Raw genomic sequence first — 14,887 nt, 5'->3', positions numbered from 1 at the left:
CGCCACTCCCGAGCGGACTAGCATGACCGAATGCAGATCATCGGAAGCTTCGTCAGCCCCTACGTCCGCAAGGTCCTGGCTTGTCTTGAGCTCAAGCAATTGACCTATGAGGTGGATCCCATCACACCCTTCTTCGGCAATGACGAGTTCAGCCGCTTGAGCCCCTTGCGGCGGATACCCGTGCTGATCGACGGCGATGTGACCATCAGCGATTCATCGGTGATCTGCGCCTATCTGGACGACGCTTATCCTCAGCGACCACTGCTGCCCCAAGGCGCGGCTCCGCGGGCGCGAGCGCGATGGCTTGAGGAATATGCCGACACCCGACTTGGCGACCTGCTCGTCTGGGGTCTGTTCTACCAGCGCGTCGTTCGTCCACTTGTCTGGAAAGAGCCGGCGGACGAGCAACGTGTTCAGCAGACACTGAGCGAGAAATTGCCGCGAGCGCTCGATTATCTCGAAGGCGAGCTGCCCGCTTCGGGTTTCCTTTGTGGGAACCTCGGTTTGGCGGACGTCGCCATCGCCTCCTTCTTCCGCAATGCTGCTTATGCCGGCGTGGAGGTCGATGCTGCCCGTTGGCCGGTCACCGCCGGGTTCATCGGGCGAGCGCTTGATCATCCGGTGTTCCGGAAGCTCGCCAAATATGAAGCAGTCCAATTGCGGACGGATGTAGCGGGCCGCCGGCAGGCACTGCTGGATGCGGGGGCGAAGCTGACCGCGCAGACTTATGGTCAGCGTGAGCCCCGAAGGGGCATGATGCGGCTGTAGGTCAGGTCAGTCACTTGATTGCCCGTCTAGCCTTCCGAAAGCGCCGATTAGCCGAAGGCGGTCGAGCGCGCTAAGCGGCGCGCATGGCCAAGCTTTATTTCTACTACGCCGCGATGAATGCGGGGAAGTCGACGACGCTGCTGCAGGCGGACTTCAATTACCGCGAGCGCGGCATGGAGACGATGCTGTGGACCGCGGCCCATGACGACCGTGCCGGCCTGGGCCGGATCGCGTCACGGCTCGACATCGGGGCCGAGGCGCACACCTATCGGCCCGAAACCAACCTGCGCGACGCGGTGCTGGACGAGCTCAAGACGAGGCAGCTGCATTGCGTGCTGGTCGATGAAGCGCAGTTCTTGACCCAGGAGCAGGTGCTGGAGCTGTGCCGCTTGGCCGACGAACTCAACATTCCCGTGCTCTGCTATGGCCTCAGGACCGACTTCCTCGGTCAGTTGTTCCCCGGCAGCGCGGCGCTGCTGGCGCTGGCCGATGCGCTGGTCGAACTCAAGGCCGTGTGCGAGTGCGGACGCAAGGCGACCATGAACCTGCGGGTGGACGAGGCGGGCCATGCGGTCGCGGCGGGCGCGCAGACGGAGATCGGTGGCAATGACCGCTATGTCGCGCTGTGCCGCCGCCACTTCTTCGAACGGTTGCGGGCCGGCGACGCGGGCAGCATGGGCGGCGGCGAGGCCGGCTGAACCATGCTGAACGGCTGGATCATCCTCGACAAGCCGGTGGGGCTTGGCTCGACCCAGGCGGTGTCCGCGGTCAAGCGCGCCCTGCGCGAGGCGGGCGAGCCCAAGACCAAGGTCGGACATGGCGGGACGCTGGACCCGCTGGCCAGCGGCGTGCTGCCGATCGCGCTCGGCGAGGCGACGAAGCTCGCCGGGCGGATGCTGGACGCCACCAAAGCCTATGACTTCACCATCCGCTTCGGTGAGCAGACCAGCACGCTCGATGCAGAAGGCGAGGTGGTGGCGAGCACCGAGGTGCGGCCGACGCTGGCCGAGGTCGAAGCGGTCCTGCCGCGCTTCACCGGGCCAATCCAGCAGGTGCCACCGGTCTATTCCGCGCTGAAGGTAGATGGGCAGCGCGCCTATGCGCTGGCGCGGGCGGGGGAAGAGGTGGCGCTGAAGAGCCGGGCGGTGACCGTGTTCGAATTGCGTGCCCTGCGCTCTCCTGAACAGCGGGAGAAGGTGGAGGAAGTCACCCTTTCCGCCACCGTCTCCAAGGGCACCTATATCCGCAGTCTGGCGCGCGACATTGCGCTCGCGCTCGGCACCGTTGGGCACGTCACCATGCTCAGGCGGACCAAGGCGGGGCCATTCACGCTGGCGCAGGCGATATCGCTGGACTTTCTGGGCGAAGCCGCTAAGGCGCGGCGGCTTGATGGGGCGGTCCACCCGCTCGTCGCGGGGCTGGACGACATCCCGGCCCTCCCCGTCTCACCCGAAGAAGCTGTTCTGCTCCGCCAGGGGCGCCGGCTTGTTCGGTCACCTGCGGTGTCGGGTCTTCACCTGGCCCTGGACGAAGATCGTCCGGTGGCCCTGGTCGAAGGCTCGGACGACGGCCTCCGGGTCGTGCGCGGGTTCAACGTCTAACGAACAAGGAGTGACACGATGTCGATTACCGCAGAGCGCAAGGCTCAGCTGATCAAGGATTACGCCCGCGAAGCCAACGACACCGGTTCGCCCGAGGTCCAGGTTGCGATCCTCACCGACCGCATCAACACGCTGACCGAGCACTTCAAGACGCACGCCAAGGACAACCACAGCCGGCGCGGCCTGCTGATGATGGTCAACAAGCGGCGCAGCCTGCTTGATTATCTCAAGCGCGAGGATGCCCAGCGCTACACCGACCTGATCGGTCGCCTCGGCCTCCGCAAGTAACCAGTTTTCCGAAGGGCGCCCACGCGGCGCCCTTCGCCTATCCGGACGGCCCGCACTTCGGCGGGGCGTTCAGGGGCACTGAAGAACGCCCCACACCGCTCGCAGACCGGCTGTCTGCGACATGCTGCCCCCGCGCGCATCTGGCGGCGGGGTGAAGGAAACAAGATGTTCAATATCCATACTGCTGAAGTCGAGATCGGTGGCAAGACGCTGAAGCTCGAAACCGGGCGCATCGCCCGCCAGGCCGATGGCGCGGTGCTCGCGACCATGGGCGAGACCGTGGTGCTGTGCGCGGTGACCGCCGCCAAGAGCGTCAAGCCTGGCCAGGACTTCTTCCCGCTGACCGTCCACTATCAGGAGAAGTTCTCCGCCGCGGGCCGCATCCCGGGTGGTTTCTTCAAGCGTGAGCGCGGCGCGACCGAAAAGGAAACGCTGACCAGCCGCCTGATCGACCGCCCGATCCGCCCGCTGTTCCCGGAAGGCTTCTACAACGAAGTCCTCGTGATCGCCCAGGTACTCAGCTACGACGGCGAGAACGAGCCCGACGTCCTCGCGATGTGCGCCGCGTCCGCAGCGCTCACGATCTCGGGCGTGCCCTTCATGGGTCCGATCGGCGGCGCGCGCGTCGGCTTCATCGACGGTGAGTATGTGCTCAACCCGTCGCCGGAGCAGATCAAGGAGAGCAAGCTCGACCTGGTCGTCGCCGGCACTCCGAACGCCGTGATGATGGTCGAATCCGAAGCGCAGGAACTGAGCGAAGAGCAGATGCTCGGCGCCGTGATGTTCGCGCATGAGGCGAGCCGCAAGGTCTGCAACGCGATCATCGACTTGGCCGAGAAGGCCGCCAAGGACCCGTGGGAGCTGAGTGCCGGGCTCGACAAGAGCGCCATCAAGGCCAAGCTCAAGGACATCGTCGGCAGTGACATCGACGCCGCCTACCGAGTGACCGCCAAGGGCGAGCGTTCCGAGCTTCTCAACGCGGCCCGCGCCAAGGCCAAGGAAGCCTTCGCCGACGCCGACCCGCAGGAGCAGCTGATCGCGCAGAAGATGGTCAAGGTCCTCGAGGCCGAAATCGTTCGCGGAGCGATCCTCAAGGAAGGCCGCCGGATCGACGGCCGCGACACCAAGACGGTGCGCCCGATCGAAAGCATGGTCGGTTTCCTGCCCCGCACCCACGGCTCGGCACTGTTTACCCGCGGCGAGACGCAGGCGATCGTGTCGACCACGCTGGGAACCAAGGACAGCGAGCAGATGATCGACGGCCTGGAAGGCCTGTCGTACCAGCGCTTCATGCTGCACTATAACTTCCCGCCCTATTCGGTCGGCGAAGTTGGGCGCTTCGGTGCGCCGGGCCGCCGCGAAGTCGGCCACGGCAAGCTCGCCTGGCGCGCGCTTCACCCGATGCTGCCGAGCGTGGAGGAATTCCCCTACACGATCCGCGTCTTGTCGGACATCACGGAGAGCAACGGCTCCTCGTCGATGGCGACGGTGTGCGGCGGTTCACTGGCCATGATGGACGCGGGCGTTCCGCTGAAGCGTCCGGTCGCGGGTATCGCCATGGGCCTGATCCTCGAGGGCCAGGACTTCGCGGTCATCAGCGACATCCTGGGTGACGAGGACCACCTCGGCGACATGGATTTCAAGGTCGCCGGCACGTCCGAGGGCATCACCAGCCTGCAGATGGACATCAAGGTCGCCGGCATCACCGAGGAGATCATGAAGGTCGCCCTGGCGCAAGCCAAGGACGGTCGCGCCCACATCCTGGGCGAGATGGCGAAGGCCCTCGACAGCACGCGCGGTGAGCTTTCGGCTCACGCGCCGCGCATCGAGACGATGTCGGTTCCCAAGGACAAGATCCGCGAAATCATCGGCACCGGCGGCAAGGTCATTCGTGAGATCGTCGCCACCACCGGCGCCAAGGTCGATATCGACGACGAGGGCGTGATCAAGATCAGCTCCTCCGACGTCAACCAGATCGAGGCCGCGCGCCAGTGGATCCGTGGCATCGTCGCGGAGCCGGAGCCCGGCACCATCTACACCGGCAAGGTGGCGAGCATCGTCGATTTCGGCGCGTTCGTGACCTTCATGCCCGGCAAGGACGGACTGGTGCACGTGTCCGAGATCAAGAACGAGCGGGTGGAGAACGTCCGCGACGTCCTGAGCGAGGGCCAGGAGGTCAAGGTCAAGCTGCTCGAGGTCGACAGCCGCGGCAAGGTCCGCCTGTCGATGCGCGTGGTCGACCAGGAGACCGGCGAGGAACTGCCCGACACCCGCCCGCCGCGCGAGCCGCGTGAGGGTGGCGACCGTGGTGACCGTGGTCCCCGCGGCGACCGTGGCGGCCGTGACGGCGACCGCCGTCGTGGCGGCGGCGGCGACCGTGATCGCGGCCCGCGCCGTGATGGCGGCGGCGACCGTGGCCCGCGCCGTGAGGGCGGTGACCGGGGCGACCGCGGTCCCCGAAGTGAAGGCGGCGATCGCGGCCCCCGCCGCGAGCGTGGCAACGATGAAGGCCCCGCGCCCGAGTTCGCGCCGGCCTTCCTGACCGGCGGCAGCGCCAGCGGGAACGACGACGGCGAATAAGCCGCGGCGTCAGCACTGAAAAAAAAAGGCCCCGCAGGCGACTGCGGGGCCTTCTTCGTTGCGTGGGTCAGGGAAAGCCGTGGGGCCCGCGTTCCGCCCCCCGGATCAGCGCTGGCATTCCTCCGGACGGTCCTGCCGGGCGATCGCCTGCACTTGCCAGCAGGCCTGGGCGAGCAATTCTTCTTCCGCAGAGAGCTGGTCTTCGCGGGTCGTGCCGGACGCGTGGCACGGACGCATGAAGTTCTGTGGCGGCACGCCATAGCCGACGCCGCGCCAGCCGCTGGACGGGAGGTCGTAGACGCAGCGGCTGGTGCCGGTTGAGCCGCCGCCATCCGACATGCGGGCGCTCGGTGCGGCGAAGGCGGCCGAGGACAAAGGCAACAATGCGAGCGGGGTCAGGAACAGTGCAAGCCGCATGAGGGCCTCCGGGGTACGAGTGGCGACCCTTCATTATGCGGTGGGCTGGGAGCGCTCCGTCCCGGCGGTGGCCGAAATTGGGTCCGGTTCGGATCAGACCCGGCTTAACCGTCCGGTAGCCTGCCCGCGGCTAGGACGACCGCAATCGCGCACCCTTGCGCCTGGTGGAGCTTGCAAAGTGGCGCGTTACCGCTCGATCCAGCTGTTCGCGCTGCTGTTCGTGGCCAGCCTTGCGCTGTCGACGGTGCTGGCGGTCCAGGTGACCAGCCAGCTGACTTTTGCCGTTCACCTGACGCCGGAGGCGGCGGCGACGTTGGCCGGGCGGATCGTCGTAATCCGGGAGGCGGGACTGGCGCTGGCCGCGGTGCTGATGCTGCTGGTGACCTTTGGCGCATCGCGGTCGGCGCGTGGGGCGCTCGCGGCGCGGTGGGTCCTAGGCGTGGCGACCAGCATGGCGTTTCTGCGCGGCAGCGGGCTGGTGCAGCCGCTTCCCAGCCATGACGGCGCGATCATCGTCGCGTCCGCCGTTCAGATCGCGCTGGAGGGCTTCGCGATCCTGCTGCTCTACGGCGAGGACGCGAACGAGTGGTTCGTGCTTCGGCGATAGAGTTGGTTCGGATCGGTCGCGACGGCGAAACAATCGAGCAGGTGGATGTTGAGGGGTTTGCCCAAACGGCGCACGGCCAGCGCTGCGGCGATCTCCGCGGGAGTGAGGCCGAGATCAGCCATTCCGAGGGGGCCGCGGACGAGGATCAGGCCGGCGGCGGCGGCAAGGAAGGCCTGCTCGATCAGACCCGCCGGGTCGTAAGCGGTGAGCGCGGCCGGGCCTTCGGCAACGGTGAGGGTGGCGAGGTGGCGGCTGGCCTCGTCGACCAGCAAGGCTCTCAGCATGACCTGGCTGTCGGTCTCGATCGCGCGGCGGACGAAGGCGGTGACTGCGCGACGGTTGTGAAGCAGCGGGCGGAGTGGAACGACGTTGCCGGTCAGTGCAGCGCCGGAGCGCGCGGCGGGAGCGACGGCTTCCAGTCGGGTACGGAGCGGTGCCGCCGTTCCCGCAACTGGTGCGCACGGACGCCGATGGCGGTGGTCAGCAGCATCGGCCAAGCCCACATCTGGAGCAACACAGCATAACCGAGCGCCGGAAGGTGCGGATAAAGCGCCTTGGCCAGGTGCGCGAACATCGTCGCCAGCTGCAGCCCGGCAAGCACGATCGGCCAGAGGCGGTTGGCCCTCAGCGCCAGCCAGGTCAGCGCCACCAGCAGCAGGGCATCCGCCGCCAGCCAGCCCGGGACTTCCTTCCAGAAGCCTCCGGACACCGTGAGAAAGCCAGTCGCCAAGGTGAGCAAGAGGGCGAGGCCCTGGGCCAGCATCGCCAGCCGTTCGGGCCGCCCGCCCGCCTTGAAAGCATACCACGCGCATAAGAAGAAGGCGGCGAGAAACAGGGCGATGCGGATCATGATACGCGATCCGCATCGCCAATTCCCTCGCTCGCTATCGCCTCAGGCGACGCGCTGCGAGGAAACAAGGGAAAGGCCGGTGGCGGACGGCGGTGGGCATTCGGCGACGTCGCCGTAGCTGAACGCGTCCAGCCCGACCTCGGACTGGGTCTGACGGAAAGCAGCGTGGGCCTGGGCGATGAGCCCGCGGGCTTCGACCAGGCGACTGTTGGCCTTGGCGATGAAGTCGAGACCCTCCTGACCGGTCGCGAGCGGAACGCGGCTCGCCTTACGGCCTTCGATGACGAGAATGGTGAGCCGGGCATTGTGCAGGATGGCGGCATCCACGTCCTGTTCGGCGGGCAGCAGTTCGTTGGCGATTCCGCGGGCGATTTCATGGCGCTTGTTGAGCATGGGTCGTCTCCTGATCTGGTCCCGAAGGCCAGAAGGGAGACTTCAGGAGAACAGCATCCGACCAAGCTTGTTGGCGCCGTCGGCCGCCGCGATCAGCGCGGCTACCGCGAGCACCGATCCAAGGCTCACCGCCAGGATCAGAAGCAAGGTCGAGACCGCGCCCAGCCGGTTCAAGGCCAGAGGCTCCCTCGTCACCCCTTCCATGCCGCCGAGCGGTGTGGGGGTTGCCAGCCCCTGGCCGGCAAAACGGTCCGGCTGAACCTCCGAAGCGTCGTAATACGGCTTGATCGTAGGCCCCTCGGGGTCGCCGAAGACGAGGCGCGCGGCCTCGATCGAGCTGGTCACGCCAAGCCGCTCGCGGCAGGCGAGCAGGTGCTTTTCCACCGCATGGTGGGTGATCCCGAGCTCCTGCCCGATCTCCTTTGCGCTCTTCCGCGACCAGAAGCCGCGGAGGCATTCCTGCTGGCGACTGGTCAGCAGCGGGTCGGCGCGTGCGTCACTAATCCTGGGCATCGTCCTGCTCAATTGCCTGGCGGGGCCTATGCAATATGCGAGGTGCGAACGCCAGCTTCGTCGACTCTGGAGTGGCCGCTTCCCGGTTTCGCAAGCCATTCAGAAAAGGTTGGAAAAGCAGCATTGAGGCTGGGCTGGCGACCACCTTCGGCAGCGCCGCCGCCGTTTGTCGAAACGACGAGCGGTATGCCCGTGGCAATGTCCGTCATCAACAACGATCAGGTTTAGGAGTTCGCCTCATGTCCCTGGTCCCTGCCCTGCCTCCCCAGCCGACAAGCCCGCGTGAGGAGGGCGCGGTGGCCGAGTGACTGGGTCAGACGGATGGCGGGTTCAGCTGGAACTCGGCCGTGATCGCCAGAACTGGGACCGGGTCGCGCAGCCGGGATTGCACAGCATTCTCTGAGTAAGCGAGTGTGCTCGTGCGTCCCGGTTGAACGGGTGAGCATTGGCCGGTATCGAGAGGCGTGGACGTCAGCGCGGATTATTACGCGACGCTAGCGATTGTGCCGGAGGCCGATGCCTCGGCGATCCGCCGGGCATATCGCGACCTGATGCGGCGTTATCATCCGGACGTGAATGCAACGGCGGAGGCAGCGGCCAAGGCGCAGGCGATCAACGAAGCCTATGCCTGCCTGCGCGATCCCGATGAGCGGGCCGCTTATGACCGGCTGCGCCATGCGGCGCGCACGGCCGAGCGGCCGATGACCCCGCCCCCGCCGCGGCGCAGCCATGCCTCGCACTGGCGGCACCAGCACACATACATTGTGGACGACGAGCTGCCGGTGCAGCCGAAAAAGTGGAAGGCGGCGAGCTTGGGCGCGGCAACGCTGCTGACGGTGGTGACCTTTGCGCTCACCTCCGCCACGCCGCCGCCGATGCCTCTGCCGCCCGAGCCGGTGATGGTAATGACAACCGGCATGGCCGGACCTGCGGTGTATGGCGGGTGCAAGGCTCGCGGCGCGGCGCCGGATGCGCCCTGCCCCACCGCGCCCGCACGCACGCCGGAGCCCACCGCCCGCTAACCAACCGGAACTGGCCGAGCGCATCGGGCTGGTGCTGGCCGGGACGCGGGCGGAGCGCGCGGAGGCACCCACCGGAATGCTGATGCAGTCCGTTTCAGCGCAATAACAATCCCCTGAAACGGGTCCCTACAAGGTGCGAGTGCCACCGGCGGAAGTTAAATCTCGTTATGGGACAGGGTGTAATAAAAATTGAACCAAGCCAGTGAACAAAGTGTTAAGACGTGACTGACTCGAAATCACTTGGCTCCGCGTAACAGGGATATTCACATGCCGAACCTCACTCGCTTTGCCGCCGCCATGGCGTTGCTCACCGGCGCAGCCGGTGCGGCTAACGCCGCCGTCATCACTGCGCAGATCGACGGAGCCTCGGGCTCCTTCTCCAACCCGTCGGTGCAGTGCTCGCCCACCGTGAACAGCTGCCCGAGCGGTCAGAGCTTCACGGACACGGTGACCTTCACGACGCCGACCGGCACCAACAGCGTGTCTGCGATCCTGAATTCGACCTTCAACACGTCGAACCCGCTGACCAACCTAAACTTCACCTCGGTCGTGCTCAACAACGGCACGTCAAACTTCTCGTTCAACATCGCCAATGGCGTGTTCGATAGCGCCAGCCGCGAGCTCATCCCGCTGGTTGCCAGCGCGAGCAACGTATTGACGATCAACGGCACCACCTTTGGTGACGCCAGCTACAGCGGAACGCTGTCGTTCGGCATGAACTCGGCGGTTCCGGAGCCGGCCACCTGGGCGCTGATGCTGCTGGGCTTCGGCGCGGTCGGTTTCTCGATGCGCCGCAGAAATTCGGCCGCCGCGTTGCTGCAGATGGCCTGAGCCCACCGTAGATTAGGATCGAAGGGCCTGGCGGTGACGCTGGGCCCTTTTCTTTTGCACGGTGGCGGGCGCCTGCAGCGGATATGGAACAGCCCGGCCGCCGGGGGGGGAGGGCGACCGGGCTGCATTGGGCCGTGAAGAGGGTTGGGGGACTCCGTCTTCGCCCGGTCCAACCATCGTCCAAACGAGGTGTTCCCTGCTGATCGTGCTTTGCGCGCGAAAATATCGATCGCCGGCTGATGACGGTATCCGGCACCCTTCCGCACAGGCCTGCGTTACGTTGGGTATCCCTGTGATGAGTAAGGATCGCATGCCCCAGCCGACTGCCGACTCACCCGCCGGGACCGCCGCGCTGTTTGACCGGACTGGCGCACAGTGTGGGCGACTCATCGCGGAGCGTGACTGGTCGCAGACCCCCCTGGGGCCGATCGAATCCTGGCCGCAGAGCCTCACCACCGCAACGGTCACGTTGCTGACCTCACCGGTGCCAATCGTCATGCTGTGGGGCGACCATAGCGTCATGATCTACAATGACGCTTATTCGCTGTTCGCGGGCGGACGGCATCCGGCGCTGCTCGGCTCCAACGTGCGCGAGGGCTGGCCGGAGGTTTCCGACTTCAACGACCATGTGATGAAGGTCGGGTTGGCCGGCGGGACCCTGTCATTCAAGGACCAGGAGCTGACGCTGTACCGGCACGGCGTGCCCGAGCAGGTCTGGATGAACCTCGATTATTCGCCGGTGCATGACGAGTGCGGGCAGCCCGCGGGCGTGTTCTGCATCCTGGCGGAGACGACCGAGGCGGTGCGGGCCACCGCCGCGCTGCGGGAGTTGAACGAGACCCTCGAGGCGCAGGTCGAAGCGCGTTCGGCGGAGCGCGACCGGCTGTGGGACCTGTCGCAGGACATGCTGGCGCGGGCCGATTTCAGCGGGATGATGTCCGCGGTCAGCCCCGCCTGGGAGCGCGTGCTGGGTTGGAGCGAGGCGGAACTGCTGAGCTGGCCTTATGCGACCTTCATGCACCCCGACGACATGGATGCGACGCTGTCGGCGATCGGCGGAATGGCCGAGAAGCGGCAACCGGCCCGGTTCGAAAACCGCATCGCAACCGCGGACGGCGGCTGGAAGGTGATCGAGTGGACGGTTGCGCCCGAACCCGACGGCGTGAACTTCATCGCAGTCGGTCGGGATCTCAGCCAGGCCAAGGCGCGCGAGACCGAACTGCAGCTCGCGCAAGACGCACTTCGCCAGAGCCAGAAAATGGAGGCGCTGGGCCAGCTGACCGGCGGGATCGCCCACGATTTCAACAATCTGCTGACGCCGATCATCGGTGCGCTGGATGTTATTCGCAAGCAGGAGCAGACGCCGCGCCACCTGCGGTTGCTGGACGGTGCGCTGACCAGCGCGGACCGGGCCAAGGTCCTGATCGCGCGCCTGCTGAGCTTTGCCCGCAAGCAGCGGCTGGAGGACCGGGAGGTGGGCCTGCGCCGTCTGCTGCTGGGGATGACTGACCTCATCGCCAAATCGCTTGGCCCGACCATCCGGCTGGAGTTGCAGCCGCCGGCGGCGAGCCTCAGCGCGCGGATCGATCCCAACCAGCTGGAGCTGGCGATCCTCAACCTGGCGGTAAATGCGCGCGACGCGATGCCAGACGGCGGGCGGCTGCGCATCGCGGTGAGGGAAGAAACGGTGGCTGGGATCCATCCGGCGGGGCTGCGCCCCGGCAACTATGCGCGGATTGATGTGGTGGACGACGGCGAAGGCATGAGTCCGCAAACGGTGCGGCTGGCGATTGAGCCGTTCTACTCCACCAAGGAAGTGGGCAAGGGCACGGGGCTTGGCTTGTCGATGGTGCACGGACTTGCGGCGCAGTCGGGCGGCGGATTGTCGATCGCAAGCAAGGTCGGCGCTGGAACGACGATCAGTCTGTGGGTCCCGCGAGGCAATGGGGCATGCGATGAGCTGGTGCCGTCAGATGAGGCTGGCGAGATCTCGCCCCGCAACATCCTGCTGGTTGATGACGAGGATTTGGTGCGCCTCGCCACTGCCGAGATGCTGAAGGAAGCCGGCCACCGGGTCGACCAGGTCAGCAGCGGTGCGGCGGCCCTCGACCTCCTTCGGCGGGAGCCTTGTTATGACGTGCTGATCACCGATTATGCGATGCCGCTGATGAGCGGGGCGGCCCTCATCAGGGCCGCGCACGACGTGGTGCCCACGCTGCCCGCGCTGCTGGTCACGGGCTATGCGAGCGAGACCAGTGATGTGCCCGCCGAGGTGCCCCGGATCGAAAAGCCGTTCCGCTCGGCCGAGTTGCTGACCCGGATCGCGCATCTGGACGGAGGCAAGGCGGAGCGGCTGGAGGTGGAGTATAAGCAGCCCGCCGGATGATTATCTCTAGCCCGAAAGCGGCAGGAAAGTCACGCTTCGTCCGTGACTTGGGGCCGGGCGAACATCGGCGTTGTGTTGACCTGCGTTAAGCTTCAGGAAGTCTTTGTGCGTTAGGCGGGCGCGCAAGGGGAAAGATGTTCAGGCGTTTGTATGCGTTGCTGATCGTGGCATTGGGTGTGGCAATCGCCGCGCCCGCCGCCGCGTCACCTGCGCGCGAGACCTTGTCTTTCACCGCCAGCCCCTCCTGCACCGCAAGCGTCCCCGCCGCCCAACGCGGACGAGACTGGACGTGGATCGAGGTCAGAGCGCCACGCTCCGCCGCATTGGGCCGGCCATGGCTGCTGCAGATCGACCAGACCCGCTTCGATCGGATCGCGATGGTGGTGGAGCAGCGGTCGGGCCCGCCGGTGCGGGTCGAGCGAAGCTCGGGCGAGCTTCAGGATATCCAGTCGCTCGGCAACAGGCTGGCCATTCCGGTTCCGGTTGCGGCCGCATCGGTGGGCCGAATCTGCGTCGGCTACCAAGGTTTTGACGGGCTGGCGCTGATGCGTTCTGTGAAGGCGCTGTCGAGCGACACGCAGGCGAGCCAATTGCAGCTGTGGACCGGAATCGCGATGGCGGTCTGCGGCGTGCTGCTGTGCGCGCTGGCCACCAACCTGTTCATGATGGCCTGGCTGCGGAGCCGGTTCCAGCGATGGTATGCCGTGTGGCTGGCGAGCGGCATCGCCTACACCTTGTGCTGGACCGGCATGGTCACGGAACTGTGGCCCGGCATGGACGGGTCGTGGCGGATCCGGGCGAACATCCTGCTGGTGACCCTGCTGATCGGATCGGCGACCGGCTTCTTCTTCGACTTCATCGAGCGGCGCAAGCTGCCTGGCTGGCTGATCCGTGCCGGCCGTCTGTCGGCGCTGTCGATCGTGTGCACCGGCTGGCTGGCGGCGTCCGATCGCTTCCTTCCGGCACGGTCCACCGACCTGTTGATGAACGTGGCGTTCCTGGTGTCGATCCTGCTGGTCGCGACCGGGATCGGTATCGGCATCCGCAACGGCAGCCGGACCGTCTGGTTCTACCTGGCCGCCTGGACTGCGCCGATGGTCGTGTTCATCATTCGCGTCGGCCGCAATTTCGGTCTGTGGGGGCAGTCGGACCTGGTCGACATTGCCAGCCTTGCCGCGATCGCCTTCGAGAGCATCATCCTCAGCCTGGCGATCGCTGACCGCTTCCGGAGCTTCATGCGGCAGCGCGACGCCGCCCATGCCGAGCATGAAACGCTGCGCCGGGTGGCCAACACCGATGCGCTGACCGGGCTTGCCAACCGCGCCGCCTTCCAGACCCGGATCGCGGCTGTGGAGCGGCATCGCAACGCCGACCTGCTGATCATCGACCTGGATGACCTGAAGGAAGTCAACGACACGGCCGGGCATGACGCCGGCGATGCTTCGATCATTGAGGCCGGACGACGACTGACGGCTGTGACGGGCGACCGTGGCTTTGTCGCCCGGCTTGGCGGTGACGAATTGGCGGTGCTGCTGGTCGACGAGGAACGCGTCTTGCTGCCCGCCCTGTTGTCGGTGGTCGAGCAATCGGGCGTGGAGCCACTGGTGCATGATGGCCGCAGCCTATCGCTGCGCGTGTCAGGCGGTCTTGCCAGCTGGGACCGGGAAAGCGGCTTGCCCGAGCGGCTCTACAAGGAAGCAGACCTGGCGCTGTATCGCGCCAAGGCCGACGGGCGCGGCTGCTGGCGCGTCTATTCGACCGACATATGCGACGAACTGGAGGCCCGGCGGTCATGGGTGGCGCAGGCCCGGGGCGGACTCGACCGCGATGAGTTCGAGCTTCACTACCAGCCGATCGTCGACCTGCGGACGGGCGCGGTACAATATCATGAGGCGCTGCTGCGCTGGCGGCACGCCGGCAAAGGGCTGCTTCGGCCGGCCGCCTTTAGCCAGGCGTTCGACGATCCAGGGGTGAGCATCGCCATCCAGGAAAGCGTGCTGACCATGGCGCTCGACACGGTGCGGAACGGGCGGCGCAGCGGCGTCGGGCCGCAGGCGATCAGCGTCAATTTCCTGGCCTGCCAGTTGCAGGGCGAGGCGGCGGCCGACCATATCCTGGCGGCACTGGAAGACCGGGAACTGCCGCTGACCGCGCTGACGGTCGAGGTTACCGAGAATGTGGTTTTGGGGCGGCCGGGGGGACCGGTGCTCGAATGCCTGCGCCGGCTGCGGAGCAAGGGCGTGGGAGTCAGCCTGGATGATTTCGGCACCGGCTACGCCAGCCTGGTGCACCTGCGCGACCTGCCGGCCGACGTGCTGAAGATCGACCGCTCGTTTATCGCCGGCATGAACCGCGATGCGGAAAGCACCAAGATCGTCCGGGCGATCGTCAGCCTGGCCCATAACCTTGGCCGGCGGGTGGTCGCCGAGGGCATCGAGACGTTCGAGCAGCAGCAGTTCCTGCAGCGGCTAGGATGCGATCTGGGCCAGGGGCACCTGTTCGGCCATCCGCTCCCCGCCCCTGTCGCCGCTGACCTGGCTCGGGGCCGCGCGGCGTGAGGCACGTCGGCCACGGAACCAGTGCATTATAACGCAGAAACGGCGCGAAAGTTGACTTTCGTTAAGCGAACGT

At 66.4% G+C, this 14,887-nt stretch carries 15 protein-coding genes; 10 read left to right on the top strand and 5 right to left on the bottom strand.

What is annotated here, in order from left to right:
- Window positions 1–30: 30 nt before the first annotated feature.
- The 5 genes from M8312_RS00195 to pnp all read left to right on the top strand — a co-directional run bounded on the left by M8312_RS00195 (window position 31) and on the right by pnp (window position 5,237).
- On the top strand, window positions 31–768 hold the full coding sequence (locus M8312_RS00195; protein ID WP_250118394.1) for a glutathione S-transferase family protein: 738 nt from the start codon (window positions 31–33) through the stop codon (window positions 766–768).
- Between the two features lie 83 nt (window positions 769–851).
- The gene (locus tag M8312_RS00190) at window positions 852–1,466 is read left to right on the top strand and encodes a thymidine kinase (RefSeq protein ID WP_250118393.1); all 615 of its coding nucleotides are present in this window, start codon (window positions 852–854) and stop codon (window positions 1,464–1,466) included.
- 6 nt (window positions 1,467–1,472) lie between these two features.
- Window positions 1,473–2,369: a tRNA pseudouridine(55) synthase TruB gene (gene truB / locus M8312_RS00185; protein ID WP_250119797.1), complete on the top strand. Its 897-nt coding sequence runs from the start codon at window positions 1,473–1,475 to the stop codon at window positions 2,367–2,369.
- An 18-nt stretch (window positions 2,370–2,387) separates the two neighbouring features.
- Window positions 2,388–2,657, top strand: a complete 270-nt coding sequence (gene rpsO, locus M8312_RS00180; RefSeq protein ID WP_250118392.1) for a 30S ribosomal protein S15 — start codon at window positions 2,388–2,390, stop codon at window positions 2,655–2,657.
- A 165-nt stretch (window positions 2,658–2,822) separates the two neighbouring features.
- Window positions 2,823–5,237: a polyribonucleotide nucleotidyltransferase gene (gene pnp, locus M8312_RS00175; protein ID WP_250118391.1), complete on the top strand. Its 2,415-nt coding sequence runs from the start codon at window positions 2,823–2,825 to the stop codon at window positions 5,235–5,237.
- A gap of 105 nt (window positions 5,238–5,342) precedes the next feature.
- Here pnp and M8312_RS00170 read toward each other — a convergent pair whose 3' ends face one another.
- Window positions 5,343–5,654: a hypothetical protein gene (locus M8312_RS00170; RefSeq protein ID WP_250118390.1), complete on the bottom strand. Its 312-nt coding sequence runs from the start codon at window positions 5,652–5,654 to the stop codon at window positions 5,343–5,345.
- A 178-nt stretch (window positions 5,655–5,832) separates the two neighbouring features.
- Here M8312_RS00170 and M8312_RS00165 point away from each other — a divergent pair, with 178 nt between their 5' ends.
- A complete protein-coding gene (locus M8312_RS00165) occupies window positions 5,833–6,261 on the top strand; it encodes a hypothetical protein (protein ID WP_250118389.1) in 429 nt (142 codons plus the stop codon).
- Here M8312_RS00165 and M8312_RS00160 read toward each other — a convergent pair.
- Genes M8312_RS00160 through M8312_RS00145 form a run of 4 tightly spaced genes read right to left on the bottom strand, consistent with a single transcriptional unit; the run spans window position 6,219 to window position 8,017 of the window.
- The gene (locus M8312_RS00160) at window positions 6,219–6,611 is read right to left on the bottom strand and encodes a JAB domain-containing protein (protein WP_284070218.1); all 393 of its coding nucleotides are present in this window, start codon (window positions 6,609–6,611) and stop codon (window positions 6,219–6,221) included. The genes M8312_RS00165 and M8312_RS00160 overlap by 43 nt on opposite strands.
- 26 nt (window positions 6,612–6,637) lie before the next feature.
- On the bottom strand, window positions 6,638–7,111 hold the full coding sequence (locus M8312_RS00155; protein WP_250118387.1) for a hypothetical protein: 474 nt from the start codon (window positions 7,109–7,111) through the stop codon (window positions 6,638–6,640).
- A gap of 42 nt (window positions 7,112–7,153) precedes the next feature.
- On the bottom strand, window positions 7,154–7,504 hold the full coding sequence (locus M8312_RS00150; protein WP_250118386.1) for a hypothetical protein: 351 nt from the start codon (window positions 7,502–7,504) through the stop codon (window positions 7,154–7,156).
- 42 nt (window positions 7,505–7,546) lie between these two features.
- On the bottom strand, window positions 7,547–8,017 hold the full coding sequence (locus M8312_RS00145) for a response regulator transcription factor (RefSeq protein ID WP_250118385.1): 471 nt from the start codon (window positions 8,015–8,017) through the stop codon (window positions 7,547–7,549).
- Window positions 8,018–8,481: 464 nt separating this feature from the next.
- Here M8312_RS00145 and M8312_RS00140 point away from each other — a divergent pair, with 464 nt between their 5' ends.
- The 4 genes from M8312_RS00140 (at window position 8,482) to M8312_RS00125 (ending at window position 14,814) form a co-directional block, all read left to right on the top strand.
- A complete protein-coding gene (locus M8312_RS00140; protein WP_250118384.1) occupies window positions 8,482–9,039 on the top strand; it encodes a J domain-containing protein in 558 nt (185 codons plus the stop codon).
- A gap of 267 nt (window positions 9,040–9,306) precedes the next feature.
- On the top strand, window positions 9,307–9,870 hold the full coding sequence (locus M8312_RS00135) for an FxDxF family PEP-CTERM protein (RefSeq protein WP_250118383.1): 564 nt from the start codon (window positions 9,307–9,309) through the stop codon (window positions 9,868–9,870).
- 310 nt (window positions 9,871–10,180) lie between these two features.
- Window positions 10,181–12,256, top strand: a complete 2,076-nt coding sequence (locus tag M8312_RS00130; RefSeq protein WP_250118382.1) for an ATP-binding protein — start codon at window positions 10,181–10,183, stop codon at window positions 12,254–12,256.
- Between the two features lie 134 nt (window positions 12,257–12,390).
- Window positions 12,391–14,814, top strand: a complete 2,424-nt coding sequence (locus tag M8312_RS00125) for a putative bifunctional diguanylate cyclase/phosphodiesterase (RefSeq protein ID WP_250118381.1) — start codon at window positions 12,391–12,393, stop codon at window positions 14,812–14,814.
- Window positions 14,815–14,887 lie beyond the last annotated feature (73 nt).

The sequence above is a fragment of the Sphingomonas sp. KRR8 genome, assembly GCF_023559245.1.
Classification (GTDB): Bacteria; Pseudomonadota; Alphaproteobacteria; order Sphingomonadales; family Sphingomonadaceae; genus Sphingomicrobium.
Note: the sequence above shows the minus strand (reverse complement) of the source record. Positions and strands in the feature narration are given on the sequence as shown.